This is a genomic window from Crossiella sp. S99.2 (assembly GCF_023094165.1).
Classification (GTDB): domain Bacteria; phylum Actinomycetota; class Actinomycetes; order Mycobacteriales; family Pseudonocardiaceae; genus Crossiella.
This window is the reverse complement of record NZ_JALMDK010000011.1, coordinates 211092-228524: the sequence shown is the minus strand read 5'-3', so window position 1 is coordinate 228524 and position 17433 is coordinate 211092. Positions and strand designations below refer to the sequence as shown.

13 protein-coding genes are annotated in these 17433 nt (G+C 70.3%); 11 read left to right on the top strand and 2 right to left on the bottom strand.

What is annotated here, in order from left to right:
- Positions 1 to 16: 16 nt before the first annotated feature.
- From MZC64_RS35110 to MZC64_RS35095, 4 genes are read left to right on the top strand one after another with little or no spacing between them, the layout of a single operon-like run.
- Positions 17 to 1366: an extracellular solute-binding protein gene (locus MZC64_RS35110; RefSeq protein WP_247763967.1), complete on the top strand. Its 1350-nt coding sequence runs from the start codon at positions 17 to 19 to the stop codon at positions 1364 to 1366.
- Positions 1353 to 2225 (top strand): carbohydrate ABC transporter permease, encoded by an 873-nt coding sequence (locus MZC64_RS35105; protein ID WP_247763965.1) that lies wholly within the window; start codon positions 1353 to 1355, stop codon positions 2223 to 2225. The genes MZC64_RS35110 and MZC64_RS35105 overlap by 14 nt, the downstream gene beginning before the upstream one ends.
- Positions 2222 to 3028, top strand: a complete 807-nt coding sequence (locus tag MZC64_RS35100) for a carbohydrate ABC transporter permease (RefSeq protein ID WP_247763963.1) — start codon at positions 2222 to 2224, stop codon at positions 3026 to 3028. The genes MZC64_RS35105 and MZC64_RS35100 overlap by 4 nt, the downstream gene beginning before the upstream one ends.
- Before the next feature lie 17 nt (positions 3029 to 3045).
- The gene (locus tag MZC64_RS35095) at positions 3046 to 5736 is read left to right on the top strand and encodes a sugar-binding protein (protein WP_247763961.1); all 2691 of its coding nucleotides are present in this window, start codon (positions 3046 to 3048) and stop codon (positions 5734 to 5736) included.
- On the opposite strand, the gene MZC64_RS35090 is transcribed toward MZC64_RS35095, so the two are convergent.
- Positions 5717 to 7897: a tetratricopeptide repeat protein gene (locus MZC64_RS35090; protein ID WP_247763960.1), complete on the bottom strand. Its 2181-nt coding sequence runs from the start codon at positions 7895 to 7897 to the stop codon at positions 5717 to 5719. The genes MZC64_RS35095 and MZC64_RS35090 overlap by 20 nt on opposite strands.
- Before the next feature lie 146 nt (positions 7898 to 8043).
- On the opposite strand from MZC64_RS35090, the gene MZC64_RS35085 reads away from it, so the two are divergent.
- From MZC64_RS35085 to MZC64_RS35075, 3 genes are read left to right on the top strand one after another with little or no spacing between them, the layout of a single operon-like run.
- Complete coding sequence (locus MZC64_RS35085) at positions 8044 to 8673, top strand: HD domain-containing protein (RefSeq protein WP_247763958.1); 630 nt, start codon at positions 8044 to 8046, stop codon at positions 8671 to 8673.
- Positions 8674 to 8706: 33 nt separating this feature from the next.
- Positions 8707 to 10563, top strand: coding sequence for a cellulase family glycosylhydrolase (locus tag MZC64_RS35080; RefSeq protein WP_247763956.1), 1857 nt, complete (start codon positions 8707 to 8709; stop codon positions 10561 to 10563).
- Between the two features lie 53 nt (positions 10564 to 10616).
- Positions 10617 to 11546, top strand: coding sequence for a phytoene/squalene synthase family protein (locus MZC64_RS35075; RefSeq protein ID WP_247764041.1), 930 nt, complete (start codon positions 10617 to 10619; stop codon positions 11544 to 11546).
- Positions 11547 to 11647: 101 nt separating this feature from the next.
- On the opposite strand, the gene MZC64_RS35070 is transcribed toward MZC64_RS35075, so the two are convergent.
- The gene (locus MZC64_RS35070; protein ID WP_247763954.1) at positions 11648 to 12673 is read right to left on the bottom strand and encodes a LacI family DNA-binding transcriptional regulator; all 1026 of its coding nucleotides are present in this window, start codon (positions 12671 to 12673) and stop codon (positions 11648 to 11650) included.
- A 236-nt stretch (positions 12674 to 12909) separates the two neighbouring features.
- Here MZC64_RS35070 and MZC64_RS35065 point away from each other — a divergent pair, with 236 nt between their 5' ends.
- From MZC64_RS35065 to MZC64_RS35050, 4 genes are all read left to right on the top strand, one after another.
- Positions 12910 to 14184, top strand: coding sequence for an extracellular solute-binding protein (locus tag MZC64_RS35065; protein WP_247763952.1), 1275 nt, complete (start codon positions 12910 to 12912; stop codon positions 14182 to 14184).
- Positions 14185 to 14188: 4 nt separating this feature from the next.
- The gene (locus MZC64_RS35060; RefSeq protein WP_247763951.1) at positions 14189 to 15154 is read left to right on the top strand and encodes a carbohydrate ABC transporter permease; all 966 of its coding nucleotides are present in this window, start codon (positions 14189 to 14191) and stop codon (positions 15152 to 15154) included.
- Positions 15155 to 15159: 5 nt separating this feature from the next.
- Complete coding sequence (locus MZC64_RS35055) at positions 15160 to 15987, top strand: carbohydrate ABC transporter permease (RefSeq protein ID WP_247763949.1); 828 nt, start codon at positions 15160 to 15162, stop codon at positions 15985 to 15987.
- Between the two features lie 67 nt (positions 15988 to 16054).
- Positions 16055 to 17431 carry a GH1 family beta-glucosidase gene (locus MZC64_RS35050; protein ID WP_247764040.1) on the top strand — a complete coding sequence of 459 codons (1377 nt, stop codon included), beginning with the start codon at positions 16055 to 16057 and terminating at the stop codon, positions 17429 to 17431.
- The last annotated feature ends 2 nt before the right edge of the window (positions 17432 to 17433 follow it).

Sequence of the window (17433 nt, the reverse complement as noted above, 5' to 3'; positions counted from 1 at the left end):
CGGAGGGAGGACGAGCATGATCCGTTCCCGGTGGCTGGCCGCCACGCTCACCGCGCTGACGCTGCTGGCCGCGTGCGTGCCCGGCTCCAACCTGCCGGACACCCGGCCCACCGACCGCCAGGCCAAGGACATCAAGACCGATGTCGCGGCCATGGGCGAGGTGACCCTCACCGTCTGGGACCAGGAGGTGCGGGGCGGCCAGGACAAGCAGATCACCGCGCTGAACGAGGAGTTCCAGCGCAAGTACCCGAACATCAGGATCAACCGGGTGCCGCGGTCCTTCGACGACCTGCGCAACACCACCAGGCTCGGCCTGACCAGCGTCCAGGCGCCCGATGTGGTGCAGGTCAACAACGGCAGGCAGGACATGGGCGCCTACGTCAAGGCCGGGCTGCTGTTGCCGATGGACGGCTACGCCGAGGTCTACCGCTGGCACCAGCGTTTCCCCGCCACCGTGCTGCGGCTGGCCCGCTACCCCGCGTCCGGGGACCCGCTGGGCGAGGGCAAGCTGTTCGGCCTGCCACAGGGCGGTGAGCTGGTCGGCATCTTCTTCAACAAGCAGAAGCTGGCCCGCCTGGGCATCGCGCCGCCGCGCACCTGGGCGGAGTTCGACGCCGCGCTGCGCAAGGCCAAGGAAGTCCGCGAGGTGCCGATCCAGTTCGGCAACCTGGAAAAGAGCGCGGGCATCCACCTGTTCGGCTTCGCGCTCAACCGGTTCGCGCCCACCGAGGACGTCTACAAGCTGGCCACCGGCAGACAGGGCGTGTTCTGGGCCGACGAGAATCCCAAGGCGGCGGCCGAACTCCTGGTGCGGTGGGCCGATCAGGGCATGCTGACCAACGGGTTCTCCGGGCTCGGCTCGGACGCGGCCTGGCGGGAGTTCGCCCAGGACAAAGGGGTTTTCCTGGTCAGCGGCACCTGGTTGATGGCCGATCTGGAGGCGGCGATGGGGGACAAGGTGGGCTTTGTGCTACCACCGACCGATGACGGCAAGGTCGCGGTGACCGCGGGCACCAGCGTGCCGTTCGCGATCAGCGCGCGCAGCAGGAACCCGGACGCGGCCGCGGCCTACATCGAGTTCCTGACCTCCTCGCGGGGCATGGCGCTGATGGCCGAGCACGCGAACCTGCCGGTGGTGGAGGCCACCAGCCAGCGCCCGCCCACGGTGTTCCGGGCCGAGGTGTTCAACTCCTGGGCGCACGCCTCGGAAACCGGCGGACTGGTGCCCTATCTGGACTACGCCACGCCCACCGCCTACGACACCGTGACCAGCGTGATCGAGCAGTTGCTGGCCAAGCGGTTGAGCCCGCAGCAGGCCCTGGACAAGCTCCAGGCCGACGTGGACGCCGCCCGTGGCGGCCGGTGAACCGCGGCGGGTCGGCTACCTCTATGTGTTGCCGGCCTTGGCCGTGTACGGGGCGTTCCTGCTGTTCCCGTTGCTGCACAGCGCGTGGATCTCGCTGTTCGACTGGGACGGTCTGACACTCGGCACCTGGGCGGGACTGGACAACTACCTGACCCTGTTCGCCGAGGCCGGATTGCGCGCGGCGTTCGGGCACGCGCTGGTGCTGATCGTGTTCTTCTCCATCCTGCCGGTGTGCCTCGGGCTGATACTGGCCTCGGCTCTGCATCGCAGCCGGGTGCGCGGACTCGCCTTCTTCCGCACCGTGGTGTTCCTGCCGCAGGTGGTGGCGATGGTGGTGGTCGCCGTTGCCTGGCAACAGATCCTGGCCCCGGACGGCCCGCTCAACTCGGCGCTGCGCGCGCTGGGCCTCGACGCGTTCGCGTTCAACTGGCTGGGCGAGGAAAGCACCGCGCTGATCGCGGTCGGGCTGGTCGGCACCTGGGTGCAGACCGGACTGACCGTGGTGTTGTTCCTGGCCGGGATCGGCCGGATCTCCGGTGACCTGTACGAGGCGGCGCGGCTGGACGGGGCCGGGGTGCTGCGCGAATTTCGCTCGGTGACGCTGCCCGCGCTGCGTCCGGACATCGCGGTGGCGCTGACGCTGACCGTGATCTCCTCGCTGCGCACCTTCGACCTGGTGTACGTGATGACCCCACTGGGTGGGCCGGGCGAGTCGACCACGGTGCCCGCCTACGAGATCTACCACCGAGCTTTCCAGTCCGGGCAGGTGGGTTCGGCGGCGGCGATCGGGATCACCCTGACCGTCCTGGTGTTCGCGCTCAGCGCGGTGGTGCTGCGACTGGCTGGGGGTCGGCGATGACGGTGTCCCGCTGGGAACGCGTTGGCACGTATGTGGTGTTGCTGCTCTTCGCCGGGTACGCGCTCTACCCGGTGCTGTGGATCCTGTTGACCGCGGTGCGTTCCGACGTGCCGGGGCAGGGCGGCTGGCATCCGGAGAACTTCCTCACCGCCTGGACCCAGGGCAAGTTCGGCAGTTACCTCGGCACCAGCGCGATCGTCGCGGTGGCCGTGGTGGCGCTGTCCGCGCTGCTGTCGGTGCTGGCCGGCTATGCCTTTGGCACCATGCGTTTCCGCGGGTCGGGGCTGCTGTTCTACCTGCTGCTGCTCGGGGTCACCATCCCCAGTCAGGCCGTGGTGGTGCCGCTGTACTTCGACCTGCGCGATGTCGGCCTGCTCGACACCTACGCGGCGCTGGTGCTGCCGCAGGTCGCGCAGTCGGTGGCCTTCGGCGTGTTCTGGATGCGCGCCTACTTCCGGTCCAGCTCCACCAGTGTGGTGGAGGCGGCGCGACTGGATGGGGCCGGGCACTGGCAGATCCTGTGGCGGGTGCTGCTGCCGATGGGCAGGCCCGCGGTGCTGACCCTGGTGGTGCTGGTGTTCATGTGGACCTGGAACGAGTTCCTGCTCGCCCTGGTCATGGTCACCGACGAGGGGCTGCGCACCGCCCCGCTGGGGCTGCGGTTCTTCCAGGGCCGGGCGACCACGAGCGTGCCGCTGCTGGCGGCCGGTTCGGTGCTGGTCGCGCTGCCCGTGGTGGTGCTTTATCTCTTCCTGCAACGACATTTCATCCGCGGCATGCTGGACGGCGCGGTCAAGGGTTGACACGTAAGGAGAACCGGGTGGATCGACGTTGGCTGACCGGGCTGCTGCCGGTGGCCGCCGCCCTGATCACGTTGGTGGCGCTGGAGAGTCCGGCCACCGCGGTGGACGAGCAGGCGGAGGCCGCGCGGCGCGCGGTCGACCTGGACGCGCTGTTCGTGGGCGCGCACCCCGATGACGAGGCGTTCAGCCTGTCCACCTTCGGGCAGTGGCACGCCGAGCACAAGGTGCGGGCCGGGGTGGTCACCATCACCCGCGGCGAGGGCGGCGGCAACGCGGCCGGACCCGAGGAAGGCCCGGCACTGGGCCAGCTCCGGGAGGCCGAGGAGCGGCGGGCGGTGCGCCGGGCCGGGATCACCGAGGTGCTCAACCTGGACGAGGCCGACTTCTACTACACGGTCAGCTCGCCGCTGACCGAACAGGGCTGGCAACACCAGGACGTGCTCGGCAAGCTGGTCCGGGCGATCCGGCAGACCCGCCCCGAACTCGTGGTCACCATGGATCCCGCGCCCACCCCGGGCAACCACGGCAACCACCAGTACGCGGCTCGGCTGGCCATCGAGGCATACCGGGTGGCCGCCGACCCCGGCGCCTACCCGGAGCAGTTGCGCGAGGAGGTATTGCGGCCGTGGTCGGTCAAACGGTTGCTGACCGGCGGGGCCCGCGGTGAGCGGCCCAGTGGACCGGACTGCGCGGCGAAGTTCGTGCCCGCCGAGGCCACTGACCGGGTGTACGGGGTGTGGGACGGGCGACCGTCCACTGTGCCCGGTCGCAGCTGGGCGCAGGAGGAGCGGTCCGCACAGCGGGAGTACGTGACCCAGGGCTGGGCCGGATTCCCCGACGTGCCAACGGATCCGAAACTCATCGACTGCGACTGGTTCACCCAGGTGGCCAGCCGGGTGCCGTTCTCGCCGACCGCCAATGGCCCGGACGCGGCACTGCACGGCGCGCTGATCCCGACCCCGGGCGGCCTGCCCCTGGGTACTGGCGCGGTGGCCGAGGCCGGGCGGTTCAGCCTGGTCGCCGGATCCTCGGTGCCGGTCAAGGTGACGGTGACCGCCCCGGAGGACCGGCCGCTGACCCGGGTGGAGGCCAAGCTCGCGCTGCCCGCCGGGTGGCAGGCGACCGGGTACGGGCGACTCGGCACTGTCTACTCTGGACGGTCGGCGAGTGCCGAGTTCACCGTGACCGTGCCCGCCGGCACCAAGCCGGGCCGGGTGCGGATTCCGGTGGAACTGAGCAGTGGCAACGGATCCGGGTACACCGAGACCGTGGTGGCCGTGGTGCCGGAGCTGACCGCGGAGCAGCAGCCGCTGCCGCAGGTCGCCCAGTTCCGGGACTGGGCGCAGCGCAGCGGAGTGCCCGCGCTGGCCGACCTGGTGCCGCCGGTGCTCACCCTGCCCTCCGGCGGGGACCGCGAACTGCCGATCCTGGTGCGCAACAACGGTTCCGCGACCAGGTCGGGCACCGTGACCATCGCGCCGCCGACCGGGTTCAGTGCCACCACGAGCCTGCCGTTCACCGGACTGGCCGCCGGCGCCACGACCACGCTCGCCGGCAAGGTGACCAACACCGACACCGCGCTGCGCACCGGGATGCAGGGCGGGGACTACAAGTACACGCTGTCGGTGACCGGCGTCAGCAGCAGCACCCCGGCCCTGGAACTGGTGCCGCGCAGCACGATCCCACAGGCGCCCACCGCACCCACCGTGGACGGGGTGGCCACACCCGGCGAGTACTCGGGTCCGGAACTGGACCTGTCCACCCGCTGGGAAGGCGAGGACTGCGTCTCCGCCGCGGACTGCTCGGCCAAGGCGAAACTGACCTGGCACAACGACACCCTGTACGCGCTGGTCACGGTGGCCGATGACAAACAGGGCAGTGTGCTGGACGCCGCCGACTGCAAACGGCACTGGCGCACCGACTCCCTGGAACTGGCCATCGACCCGCGCGGCAAGTCCGAGAACACCTCCACCACGCTGAAACTGGCCGTGTTCCCGACCACCACCGCGGGCAAGCCGTGCGCGGCCAGGGACGCCGACAACTTCCAGGGCCCGGCCGCCGAGACGGTGCCCGGACTCCAGGTGGCGAGCAAGGTGAGCAGCCCGTACACCGGCTACACCATCGAACTCGCACTGCCCCTGGCCGCGGTGCCGGGTGCGCTGGACCCGGCCAAGGTCGGACTGAACCTGTTCGTCTACGACTCCGACACCCAGGACAAGATCGGCCAGACCCGGCTCGGCTGGTCCACCTGGGGCGGCGTGCAGGGCGACCCGTACCGTTGGGGCCGCGCGGTTTTCGACGGCTACACCCCGCCCACGGGCCGTCCGGTGGACCCGCCCGCGGCCAGGCTCCCGCTGATCGCACTGTCCTCTGTGGACTCAGCGCAGTCGGTGGAGCAGTCCGTGCGCACCGGCATTTCCCTGGGCGGCAAGCCGATCGCGCCCGTCTGGGAATCCGCGCGACTGCTCTCGGCCCGGACCCAGGGTGACACGGTGACCGCGCGGGTGCTCGGCGCACCCGGCAAGGCGTACGTGTTCGTGCTCAACCAGGACGGAAAACTGTTGGGCCGCAAGACAATTGAGCTGTCGCACGGGTTCAGCGAGATCACCGTGCCGGTCACCGGCGGGCGACCGGCCCAGGTGCTGCTCGGCTTCGAGACCCCGGACGGGAAGGTTTCCGCCTCACGGGTCAGGGCAGGTTCGGGCTGAGCGTGCTGGGCAGCTGGCTGAGGCTGTGCAGGCAGTGCGCGGTCACCCCGTGATCGCCGATCCGGCGGCTCAGTTCCAGGGCGCGGGCCAGGTGTTCCCTGGCCTGCGCCAACCGGCCTAGTCGGCGTAGCGCCTCACCCAGGCTGGACAGCAGTCGCGCCTCGGCGGCGGGTTCGTTGACCAGGCGGAGGCCGCGCTGGAAGTGCTGGATCGCCGCGTCCGGGCGGCCCAGCCGCTGGTAGCAGCCGCCCAGGAGGTCGAGGGTGAGCGCGTCCGGGGTGGCCCGGCCGAGGACCTCCACCGCCGCGCACAACCGGCCGGCGGCCAGGTAGGTCTCGCCGAGGCGGTGCGCGATGTCGGTGTCGCCGTGCCGGTCCCCGCTCACCCAGGCCAGGTGGTAGCGGGCGATGGCCCGGTCCAGCTGGCCGCGGGAACGATGCACGGTGCCCGCGGTGGTCAGCAGATCCACTGCCACCGCGTGGTTTCCGGTGCTGGTCGCACTGCGCGCGGCGGCGCACAGGTTGATCAGTTCAGTGTCGCTCCAGGCGTGTCCGGGATCGGCGCCCGCGGCCCGGTAGTGGTCGAGCAGCCTGCGGATGGCGGCCTGCCGGTTGTTCGCGCCTTCTTCTCGCAGGGCGCGTTCGGCCGCGTAGCCGCGCAGCAGGTCGTGTAGCTGGTACGCGCCACGCGGACTCGGCTGCAGCAGTTGCGCCTTGCTGAGGTCCCGCAACAGCTTCGTGGCCTGCTCAAGGTCCATTCCGGACAGTGCGGCCGCGGCGGGCGCGTCGACGTCCACGCCCTGGTAGAGACCGAGCAGCCGGAACATGCGTTGCGCCGGCAGGGGAAGCGCGCGGTAGGACCAGCGGAAGGTGCCGCGGATCGCGCCGGAGCCGTCGGTGTCGGGGGAGAGCCGGTCCAGCCGGTGCCGTTCCTCCCGGAGTTCACCGACCAGATCGGCCAGGTAGGTGTGCGGCCGGCCGGCGACCCGGCGGCCGGCGATACGCAGCGCCAGGGGCAGGTAGGCGCAGTAGCGGGCCAGGTCGGCCAGTGCCCCGGCCTGGTTGGCCACCCGGGCCGGGCCGATCAGCTCCTTGAGCAGTCCGGTCGCGTCGGCGGGGGAGAGCGGGCCGACGGTGATGTGCCGTCCTGGCAGGTCAAGGGGTTCGTGGCTGGTGATCACCACGGTGACCCCGGGCAGGCCGGGCAGCAGCGGCTGCACCTGGGCCAGGTCGCGGGCGCCGTCGAGCAGGATTAGCAGGCGGCGGCGGATCAGCAGGGTGCGGAACAGTTCGGCGCGGGCGCTCTCGGTGGCCGGGATCTTGGCCGGGGCCACGCCGAGCCCGGTGAGGAAATCGGCGAGCAGTTCGGTCGGCGGCACCGGCTCACCGGGGCCGTGTCCGCGTAGTTCGGCGAACAGCGCGCCGTCGGGGTGCCGGTCGCTGACCCGGTGCGCCCAGGCCAGCGCCAGGGAAGTCTTACCGCTGCCCGGGGCGCCGTTGATCACCGTGACGGTGCCGGGGATCGCGGTGCCCAGGGTGGCCAGTTCCTGTTCCCGGCCAACAAAGTCCGCCAGCCCGAGGGGGAGTTGCATGGGGGCCGGGCCGCGTTCGATCTCGCCACGGCGCGGCACCGGCACGAAGATCTGCCTGCCGGTGCAGGCCCGGCGGGCGGCGACCAGGCACTGCCGGGCACTGCGCCGCTGCCGTTCCAGGTGCGCGCGGCAGCGGCGGGCCCAGTCGCCGTCCACGTCGGCCAGGGCGTCCCCGCGCCACTCGTCCAGGGCCTGGGTCAGGATCTCCACCGCGGCCTGGTAGCGGCCACCACGAGCAGCTGAACGGCCGCGGCCCACCAGTTGGCGGAACCGGTGCCAGTCCAGCTTCTCCAGATCGACCTGCAACTGGTGCTTGCCGTGCGCGCTGTGCAACTGGACCTCGGGCAGTGGCAGCGTCTCACTGAGCTGAGAGAACTGGGTGCGCAGCGCGCGACCGGGCCGCACCGGCGGCGCGCCGTCCCACAGATCGGCGATGACCTGCTCCTTCGGCACCGGGCGACCGTCGGCCAGCAGCAGGATCGCAAGCAGGCGCCGCAGGTCGGGTTCGGTGATCCCAACCTGTTGTCCGTCGACCCAAACCGAAACGGGACCCAGGATCCGAAAGTCCACCAGCGTTCCCCCTTCGCCGGTCGAAGGACAGCAGCGGAGCGTCTTCACCGAGTGTGACACAGGTTTCACATGCCGTGGTCGTGAGGCATGTCGCCCGATCTTGTGAGACCGGCGGTCACACTGGGTGGCGATGAGAGGGGGACGTGATGGTTCTGGACGCGTGGGTGACGGCGGTGGTGACCCTCGGCGGGCAGCCCGAGGTGGCCCGGCGGGCGGGGGAGGAGCTGATCGGCCGGTACCGGGAGGAGCACCGGCGGTACCACGACCTGACCCACGTCGAGGCGGTGCTGCGGGACTCGGCCTGGCTGGGCAAGGAACTTGGACTGTCCGAAGTGGACAGAGCAGTGCTGGTAGTGGCCGCGGCCGCGCACGACGTGGTCTACGACGGCGTGCCGGGCGAGGACGAACGGCGCAGCGCCGACTGGGTACGGCGATGGCTGAGCGAGGCCGGAGTGGCCGAACAGCACAGCGCGCCGACCGAACGGTTGGTACTGGCGACCATCGACCATCTGGGCGAGGACCCGCTGACCCTGGCCCTGCTGGACGCCGACCTCGCGGTGCTGGGCGGGACGGCGGCCGACTACGACCGGTACGCGCTGGCGGTGCGCGCGGAATACGCGCACGTGAGTGACGCCGACTGGCTGGTCGGGCGCGGGGCCGTGCTGGACCGGCTGATCGCACGGGACCCGCTGTACCGGACCGCGCCGGCCCAGGACCGGTGGGAGGCGGCGGCCAAGGCCAACCTCAAACGTGAAAAACATTCATTCGGCGGGTGACGCTGTGCGACCGCGATCCCTACCGTTGCGGACATGGGATGGCGGAGCGTGGTCACCGGGGTCCTCGCGGTCGTGCTGGGTCTGACGGCGGTGCCGGGGGCGCCCGCCGCGGCGCAATGGTGGTTCGACGACGCGCGGGCCGACGTCGTCACCGTGTCACCTGAGGGCACCTTCCGGGACGGGCACGGGCGCACGGTGTTGCTGCGCGGCTACAACGTCTCCGGCACCGCCAAACTCGCCGAACACGGCGGCCTGCCCTTCCCCAGCACCGCCGAGGCCGGGGTGTCGGCCACCGCCATGCGCCGGCTGACCGGGGCGAACGCGGTGCGGTTCCTGATCACCTGGGAGCGGGTCGAACCGCGGGCCGGGCAGATCGACCGGACCTACCTGGACCGGGTGACCGCGCAGATCCGGGAGTTCCTGGCCGCCGGACTGTTCGTGTTCGTGGACTACCACCAGGATCTCTACTCCCGCTATCTGTTCACTGTGGACAGTTGGTACACCGGGGACGGCGCGCCGGAGTGGGTGGTGCGGGCGGGCGGCTATCCCAAGGAATACTGCGAGGCCTGCGTCAACTGGGGCCAGAACATGAAGAACAACAAGGCGGTCACCATGGCCACCTACGACTTCTGGCACAACCGCCGCATCGACACCGAGGCCGGACCCCGCAACATCCTGGACGCTTTCCTGGCACAGAGCGAGATCGCGCTCGGACACCTGCGTAATACCTTGAGCAGCAACGAGTTCCGCCGGGTGGTGGGGTTCAACCCGTTGAACGAGCCCTACGCCGGGCGCTACGACGAAGGCCAGCAGGGACCGGCCTGGGAACGGGACTTCCTGGCGCCGTTCTACCAGCGCACCCGCGCGGCCATGGACCGGGCCGGGTGGACCGACAAACCGCTGTTCGCCGAACCCCTGGTGTACTGGAACATCAACACCTCGATCTTCCGCGAACCCGGTGGCCTCACCGAGATCCCGCCGCTGGGCCAGCGGTTCGTGTTCAACGCGCACTTCTACGACGCCAAGGCCCGCTCCGGGATCCTCAAGCCGGGCAAGGCCGGCGACGGCGAGTACACCGCGGACATCCAGGCGGTGCGCGAACGCGCCCAGTACCACCGGACCGCGCCGATCCTCAGCGAGTTCGGGCACCCGATCACCGGGTTCACCTCGGACAAGACCCCCAGCATCCTCAAGGCCGCCTACCAGTCCCTGGATTCCGGCGTGGCCGGGAAGAACTGGTGGCGGGAGGCGCGCAACGCCGCGCCGCCGATGTCGGCCACCCAGTGGCAGTGGGACACCAACAGCGGGCGGCACCGGGAACTGATGAACGGCAACCCGAACAAGGTGCTCACCGAGACCGACGCGTGGATGGACGAGGACTTCTCCCCGGTGCACAAGGACAACACCGGCGCGGTGACGCCCAGGGTGGACCGCCGGGTGATCGACCGGGCGTATCCGCGCGCGGTGGCCGGGCGGAGTCTGGCGTTCAGCTTCGAGGACCTCAGCCGGGACGGGAACACCGTGCAGCAGTGGCAACGGGTGCCCGCCGAGTACCCCGGACTGGTCAAGCTGACCGCGGACCGGCGGCACGCGGTGCTGGTGTGGCGCTCCTCGGGCGCGGCCGCGCCGACCGAGGTGCAGGTGCCGGAGGACCTGGCCGCGGGCGCGGTCGTGTCGGATCAGGGCGTGTTCGGCAGCGCGCCGGTGTACGCCGGGACCGGGATCGGCGTGGACCGGCACCACGGGGCGGCCCGGCTGGTGCTGCCCGGTGGCCCGGCGGGCACGCTGCACGTGGCGCTGATCGCCCCGGCCAGCACGGATCAGACACTGCTGGCGCAGGCGAAAACCGAGCTGACAGGGTGGGCGGCGGCCACTTTCGGCACCCGGTGACGCCCCGGCGTGCAGCCGAACGGAGCAACCGCCAGACTCTTGACGTGTCCCCGCTGACCACCACCGAGCTGGACGCCGCAGGCGTGCTCGAACCGTCGCTGCGTACCGCCTACCGCCGCTGCCGGGAAATCAACGCGCGCTACGGCCGCACCTACTTCCTGGCCACCCGGATGCTCACCCCCGCCCAGCGGCCGGCCGTGCACGCGCTGTACGGCTTCGCCCGCTGGGCCGATGAGATCGTGGACGACCAGGGCGACGGCCGCACCCTGGAGCAGCGCCGGGCCGCCCTGGACGAGCTGGGCGCGGACCTGGCCCGGGGCTTCGAGCTGGGGCACAGCACGCACCCGGTGCTGGCCGCGGTGGTGGACACGGTGGCGCGGTACGACATCGACCGCGGCTACTTCGCCGACTTTCTGGCCTCGATGCGGATGGACACCCAGGTCCGCGAGTACGCCAGCTTCGCCGCACTGTCCCGCTACGTGCGCGGTTCGGCCGAGGTGATCGGACTCCAGGTGCTGCCGGTGCTGGGCACCGTGACCAGCCGGGCCGAGGCCGAACCGCACGCCGCCGCGCTCGGCGAGGCATTCCAGCTCACCAACTTCCTGCGCGATGTCGGCGAGGACCTCGACCGGGACCGGATCTACCTGCCCCTGGACGAACTCGCCGCCTTCGGCGTGGACCGCGCGCACCTCAAGCACTGCCGGGACCGCGGCCACACCGACCGCCCGCTGCGCGCCGCCCTGGCCCACCTGGTCTCCCGCACCAGGGCCACCTATCGCCGCGCCCGCCCCGGCATCGCCATGCTGGCCCCGGTGTCCCGGCCCTGCGTGGCCACCGCTTTCGAGCTGTACCAAGGCATCCTGGACGAGATCGAGGCCGCCGACTACCGCGTCCTGGACCACCGCGTCGCGGTGCCCAAGACCCGCCGCCTCGCCGTCGCCCTACCCGGATTCGGCCGGGCGGTGCTCGCCAGATGGGCCTAACCCACCCCGAACGCCGAGTTGGCCCAACTGGTACGCCGAGTTGGCCAAACTGGGCGTACCAGTTGGGCCAACTCGTACGCAGGCTTGGCTGTTGTGGGGGGCTAAGCCGATTCGCGGCGGATCAACTCCACCGGGAGCATCCGGTTGCGGGGGCGGACCTCGTTGCCGCGCAGGCGTTCGCGCAGGATGGCGACCATCTCGCGGACCTGTGCGCCCGGGTCCTGGCGGATCGTGGTCAGGCTGGGCTGGGACTGCTGGGCCACCGAGGGCAGATCGTCGAAACCCACCACCGCAACGTCTTCGGGCACCCGGCGACCGGCCGCGCGCAGGGCCCGCAAGGCGCCCACCGCCATCAGGTCGCTGGCCGCGAACACCCCGTCCAGGTCCGGCACCCGGCGCAGCAACTCGGTCATCGCGCGTTCGCCGCCCTCCAGGTTGAACTCGGCCGGTTCGGACCACTGCGCGGCCTGGTCCGGACCCAGGTCCATGGCCACCCGCCAGCCGGTGAGCCGGTCCACCGCGGCGGCCTGGTCCGACGGCCCGCACACGGTGACGATTCGCTTGCGCCCCTGGGACAACAGCAACCGGGTCGCCTGCGTCGCGCCTGCCTCGTTGTCCACCGACACCACATCCAGACCGCGCCCGCCGCGCCACGGCCTGCCGCCGAAGACCACCGGGATGCCCAGCGAACGCACCGCCCCGGGCAGTGGATCACCGCGGCGCGGGGTGAACACCAGCGCGCCGTCGGTGTGCCCGGAACCCAGGAACCGCACCACCCGCTCGACCTCTGCCGGGGAGCGGGCGATCAGCAATGCCATCTGCGCGTCCACAGTGGACAGTTCGTGGTGCGCGGCGCGGATCACCGCGGCGAAGAACGGGTCCTCGAACAGCTTCTCGCCCGGCTCGGACAGCACCACCGCCAGGGTGCCGGTGCGCCGGGTGACCAGCGAGCGCGCGGCCTGGTTGGGCCGGTACCCCAGCTCCTCCACCGCCCGCTGCACGGTCAGCCTGGTCTGCTCGCTCACCCGGCTCGCGCCGTTGACCACGCGGGAGACCGTCGCCCGGGAGATGCCCGCGTGCGCGGCGACATCCTCCAGGGTCGGCCGGCCGGCCGATCGTTCCGCCACCTGCGCACCACCCCTGTTGCCATTGACCTCGATCGGCCAAGCGTAGCCGGTCGATTTCCCCGCCCACCTGCACGGAAGCGCTCTCACAAGGAGCCCGTGAGCTGGGCGGGCCCGGTTACGGAAAGATGTCGGATCGTTGATCGCGGCTTGACATGTGACCCTGACCACCCAAAAGTGAGAGCGCTCTCATCCATCAGTGCCGACTACGGGGTCGACACTGCGGTCGAGGAGGACCAATGAACAACAACGCGACGCGCCGGGCGGTGGCGCTCGCGGCTGCCGCTGTCCTGGCCACCGGAGTCGCCGCCTGTGGTGGATCCGCGGACGATGGCAAGATCAAGATCACGGTCGGCACGTTCAGCGACTTCGGCTACGAGGACCTGTTCGCCGAGTACGAGAAAACGCACCCCAACATCAAGCTGGAGGCGCGCAAACTCGAGTTCGACGCGCACCACTCGCAGCTGGCCACCCAGCTCGCCGGCGGTCGGGGCGCGGCCGACGTGGTCGCCATCGAGGAGGGCTGGCTGGCCCAGTTCCGCACCTCCAAGGACAAGTTCGTCAACCTCGCCGACCTGGGCGCCAAGGACCTCAAGGACCAGTGGGTCTCCTGGAAGTGGAGCCAGGGCATCCTCGAGGACGGCAACTTCGTCATGGGCCTGGGCACCGACATGGGCAGCCTGGCGCTGTGTTACCGCAAGGACCTCTTCGCCGCCGCCGGCCTGCCCACCGAACGCGGTGAGGTGGCCAAGCTGTGGCCGACCTGGGAGGAGTTCGCCAAGGTCGCCGACCGCTTCAAGGAGAAGACCCCGAACGTCAAGTTCGCCGGATCCGCGGAGAACATCTTCACCGCGAAGCTCTACCAGAGCGAAGAGGGCTACTTCGCCAAGTCCGACGACGGCTTCATCGCCGACACCAACCCCAAGGTGAAGGAAGCCTTCCTGCTGGCCGGTGGGATGGGCGCCAAGGGCCAGACCGCGGGCATCAAGCCGTTCACCCCGGAGTGGACCATCGCGCTCAAGCAGGGCAGCTTCGCCACCGAGACCTGCGCGGCCTGGGCCCTGGCCCAGATCAAGGCAGGCGCCGGTGAGGGCGCGGCGGACAAGTGGGACGTCACCTCGGTCCCCGGTGGCAGCGGCAACTGGGGCGGCTCGTTCCTGACCGTGCCCAAGCAGGGCAAGAACACCAAGGAAGCCTACGAGGTCGCCAAGTACCTCACCGCGCCCGCGCAGCAGAAGAAGATCTTCGCCAAGACCGGCAACCTGCCCAGCGAGCCCGCGGTCTACAAGGACCCCGAGGTGCTCAACAAGGTCGACGCGTACTACAACGACGCGCCGGTCGGCCAGATCTTCGCCGCCGCCGCGGACAGCCTCAAGCCCAACTACCGCGGCACCCGCGACTCCAAGGTCCGCCCGCGCTTCAACGAGGCCCTGGCCCGGATCGAACAGGGCAAGTCCACCCCGGACACGGCCTTCGGCGAGGCGGTCACCCAGTCCCGCAACGAGGTGAAGTAGCTCGATGGCGGCTCCCGTCACCGACAGTCCACTTCGGACACACCGGCAGCCACCGTCGCGCAAGCGGCGGTGGCCGCTGGCCCGTCTGGACACCAAGGTCACCCCGTACCTGTTCGTCGCCCCGTTCTTCCTGATCTTCGGGGCGTTCGGGCTGTTCCCGTTGCTCTACACCGCCTGGGTGTCGCTGCACGACTGGCAGCTGGTGGACGGGCAGCAGGGCTTCGTGGGCCTGGACAACTACTTCGCCCTGTTCGGCGACCCGAACTTCTACAACGCGCTGGGCAACACGGTGAGCATGTTCCTGCTCTCCACCGTGCCCCAGCTGCTGGCCGCGCTCGGCCTGGCCGCGTTGCTGGACCGCGGGTTGCGCGGCCGCACGTTCTGGCGGGCCGGACTGCTGCTGCCCAACGTGGTCTCGGTGGTCGCGGTCGCGCTGGTGTTCACCCAGATCTTCGGCCGCGACTTCGGCATCGTGAACTACCTCCTCGAACTCATCGGCCTGGACCGGGTCAACTGGCAGGCCGACACCTGGTCCTCGCACCTGGCGGTCAGCGCGATGGTGATGTGGCGCTGGACCGGGTACAACGCGTTGCTGTACCTGGCCGCGATGCAGTCGGTGCCCAAGGATCTCTACGAGGCGGCCACCGTGGACGGCGCGTCCCGGTGGCGGATGTTCTGGTCCATCACCGTGCCCAGCATCCGGCCGACGATCCTGTTCACCATCGTGGTCTCCACCATCGGCGGCATGCAGCTCTTCGTCGAGCCGACCCTGTTCGACCCCAAGGGCGCCTCCGGGGTCGGCGGCAGCGACCGGCAGTTCCAGACCCTGACGATGTATTTGTACGAGAAGGGTTTCCGGTTGTTCGACGCCGGCTACGCCTCGGCCATCGCCTGGGTGCTGTTCCTGGTGGTGCTGGTCTTCGCCCTGATCAACTTCACGCTGGCGCGGCGTATCGCGTCCAAGGGGTGAGGCCGGTGCAGACCACCAAACGTCCGGGATTCCTGGTCTACGGACTGCTGTCGGCGTTCCTGCTCGCCTCGGTGTTCCCGCTGTACTTCTCCTTCGTGGTGGCCTCCAAGGACAACTCGGCGATCGGCGACAAGGTGCCGCCGCTGATCCCCGGCGGCAACCTGTTCGCCAACATCGCCAGGGTCTTCGACACCGTGGACTTCTGGCTGGCCATCCAGAACTCGCTGATCATCGCCTCCACCGTCGCGGTGGCCAACGTGCTGCTGTCCTCACTGGCCGGTTTCGCCTTCGCCCGGTTGCGTTTCCGCGGCCGGGACTCGCTGTTCCTGGTCGTGGTCGGCACCGCCATGGTGCCCACCCAGCTCGGCGTGATCCCGCTGTACATGCTGATGTCCGAACTGGACTGGTACGGCCAGCTGCAGGCGGTCATCCTGCCCGCGCTGGTGGGCGCGCTCGGGGTGTTCATGATGCGCCAGGCCTGCGAGGAGACCGTGCCGCACGAGCTGATCGAGGCGGCCAGGGTGGACGGCTGCTCGGTGCTGCGCACCTTCTTCACCGTGGCCCTGCCCGCCATCCGCCCGCAGGCCGCGGTGCTGGGCATGCTCACCTTCATGACCGCCTGGAACGACTACTTCTGGCCGCTGATCGTGCTGGACCCCAACGACAGCCCGACCGTGCAGGTCGCGGTGTCCACACTGGCCAGTGGCTACTACACCGACTACTCGCTGATGCTGACCGGAGCCACACTCGGTGTGCTGCCGGTGATCGCGCTGTTCCTGCTGCTCGCCCGGCACATCGTGGGCGGGATCATGCAGGGCGCCGTCAAGGGATGAGGGGAACTTGACCACAACCGACTCTGGTGACCTGACCGTCGCGGACCCGGCGGGCGCCCGGAAACCACTGGCCTTCCCGCCCGGATTCGTCTGGGGGACCGCCACCTCGGCCTTCCAGATCGAGGGCGCGACCACAGTGGACGGACGCGGACCGTCCATCTGGGACACCTTCGCCGCCACCCCTGGCAAGGTGGACGGCGGCGACACCGGCGACCCCGCCTGCGAGCACTACACCCGGTACCCCGAGGACATCGCGGTGATGCGACGGCTGGGGGTGGCCGCATACCGGTTCTCCCTGTCCTGGCCGCGGATCCAGCCCGCCGGCGCCGGCGCGGTCGAACCGCGCGGACTGGCCTTCTACGACCGGCTGGTAGACGCCTTACTCGAAGCCGGCATCGAGCCGATGGTGACGCTCTACCACTGGGACCTGCCGCAGGCGTTGCAGGACAAGGGCGGCTGGGTCAACCGGGACCTCGTGGACGATTTCGTGGACTACGCCCGGATCGCGCACGCCCACCTCGGCGACCGGGTCAAGCAGTGGACCACGTTCAACGAGCCGTTCTGCGCGGCCTACCTGGGCTACGGCAACGGGATCCACGCGCCCGGCATCGTGGACCCGGCCGCCGCGCTCCAGGCCGCGCACCACCTGCTGCTCGCACACGGCCGCGCGGTCAGCGCGATGCGCGCGCAGGCCCGGCCGGAGCAGGAATTCTCCCTGGTGCTCAACTTCAGCACCCCGCGGATCGCGGTCGACGACGAGCCGCACCAGGAAGCCGCCCGCAAGGTCGAGGGCATCGGCCACCGGTTGTTCCTGGAACCGGTGCTGCGCGGGAACTACCCGGCCGACGTGCTCGCCGACGTCGCACACCTGAACGCCCTCGAACCGGTGATCCAGGACGGCGACCTGGCCGAGATCGCCGCGCCCATCGACTGGCTCGGCGTCAACTACTACAACCCCACCCGGATCGCTCCCGCCGCCGATCCGCTCCTGGACACCCCGGGTGCGCTGCCGGGCCTGCGCGGGGTGGAGATCCTGCCCGCGGAAGGTCCGCTGACCCACACCGGCTGGGAACAGGAGGCCGACGGGCTGGCGGATCTGTTGCGCTGGCTGGCCGCCCAGGCGCCCGGACTGCCGATGCTGGTGACCGAGAACGGTTCCGCCTTCCCCGGCGACGAGGTCACCGCCGACGGCCGGGTGCACGATCCCGAGCGCACCGCCTACCTGCTGGCGCACCTGCGCGCGGTGCACGCCGCCATCCAGGACGGGGCCGACGTGCGCGGATACCTGGCCTGGTCGCTGCTGGACAACTTCGAGTGGGCCTTCGGCTACGACAAGCGGTTCGGTCTGGTGCACGTGGACTTCGCCACCCAGCGGCGCACGCTCAAGGACTCCGCGTTCGCCTACGCCCAGGTGGTCGCCGACAACGCGGTGCCGACCGAGTAGTC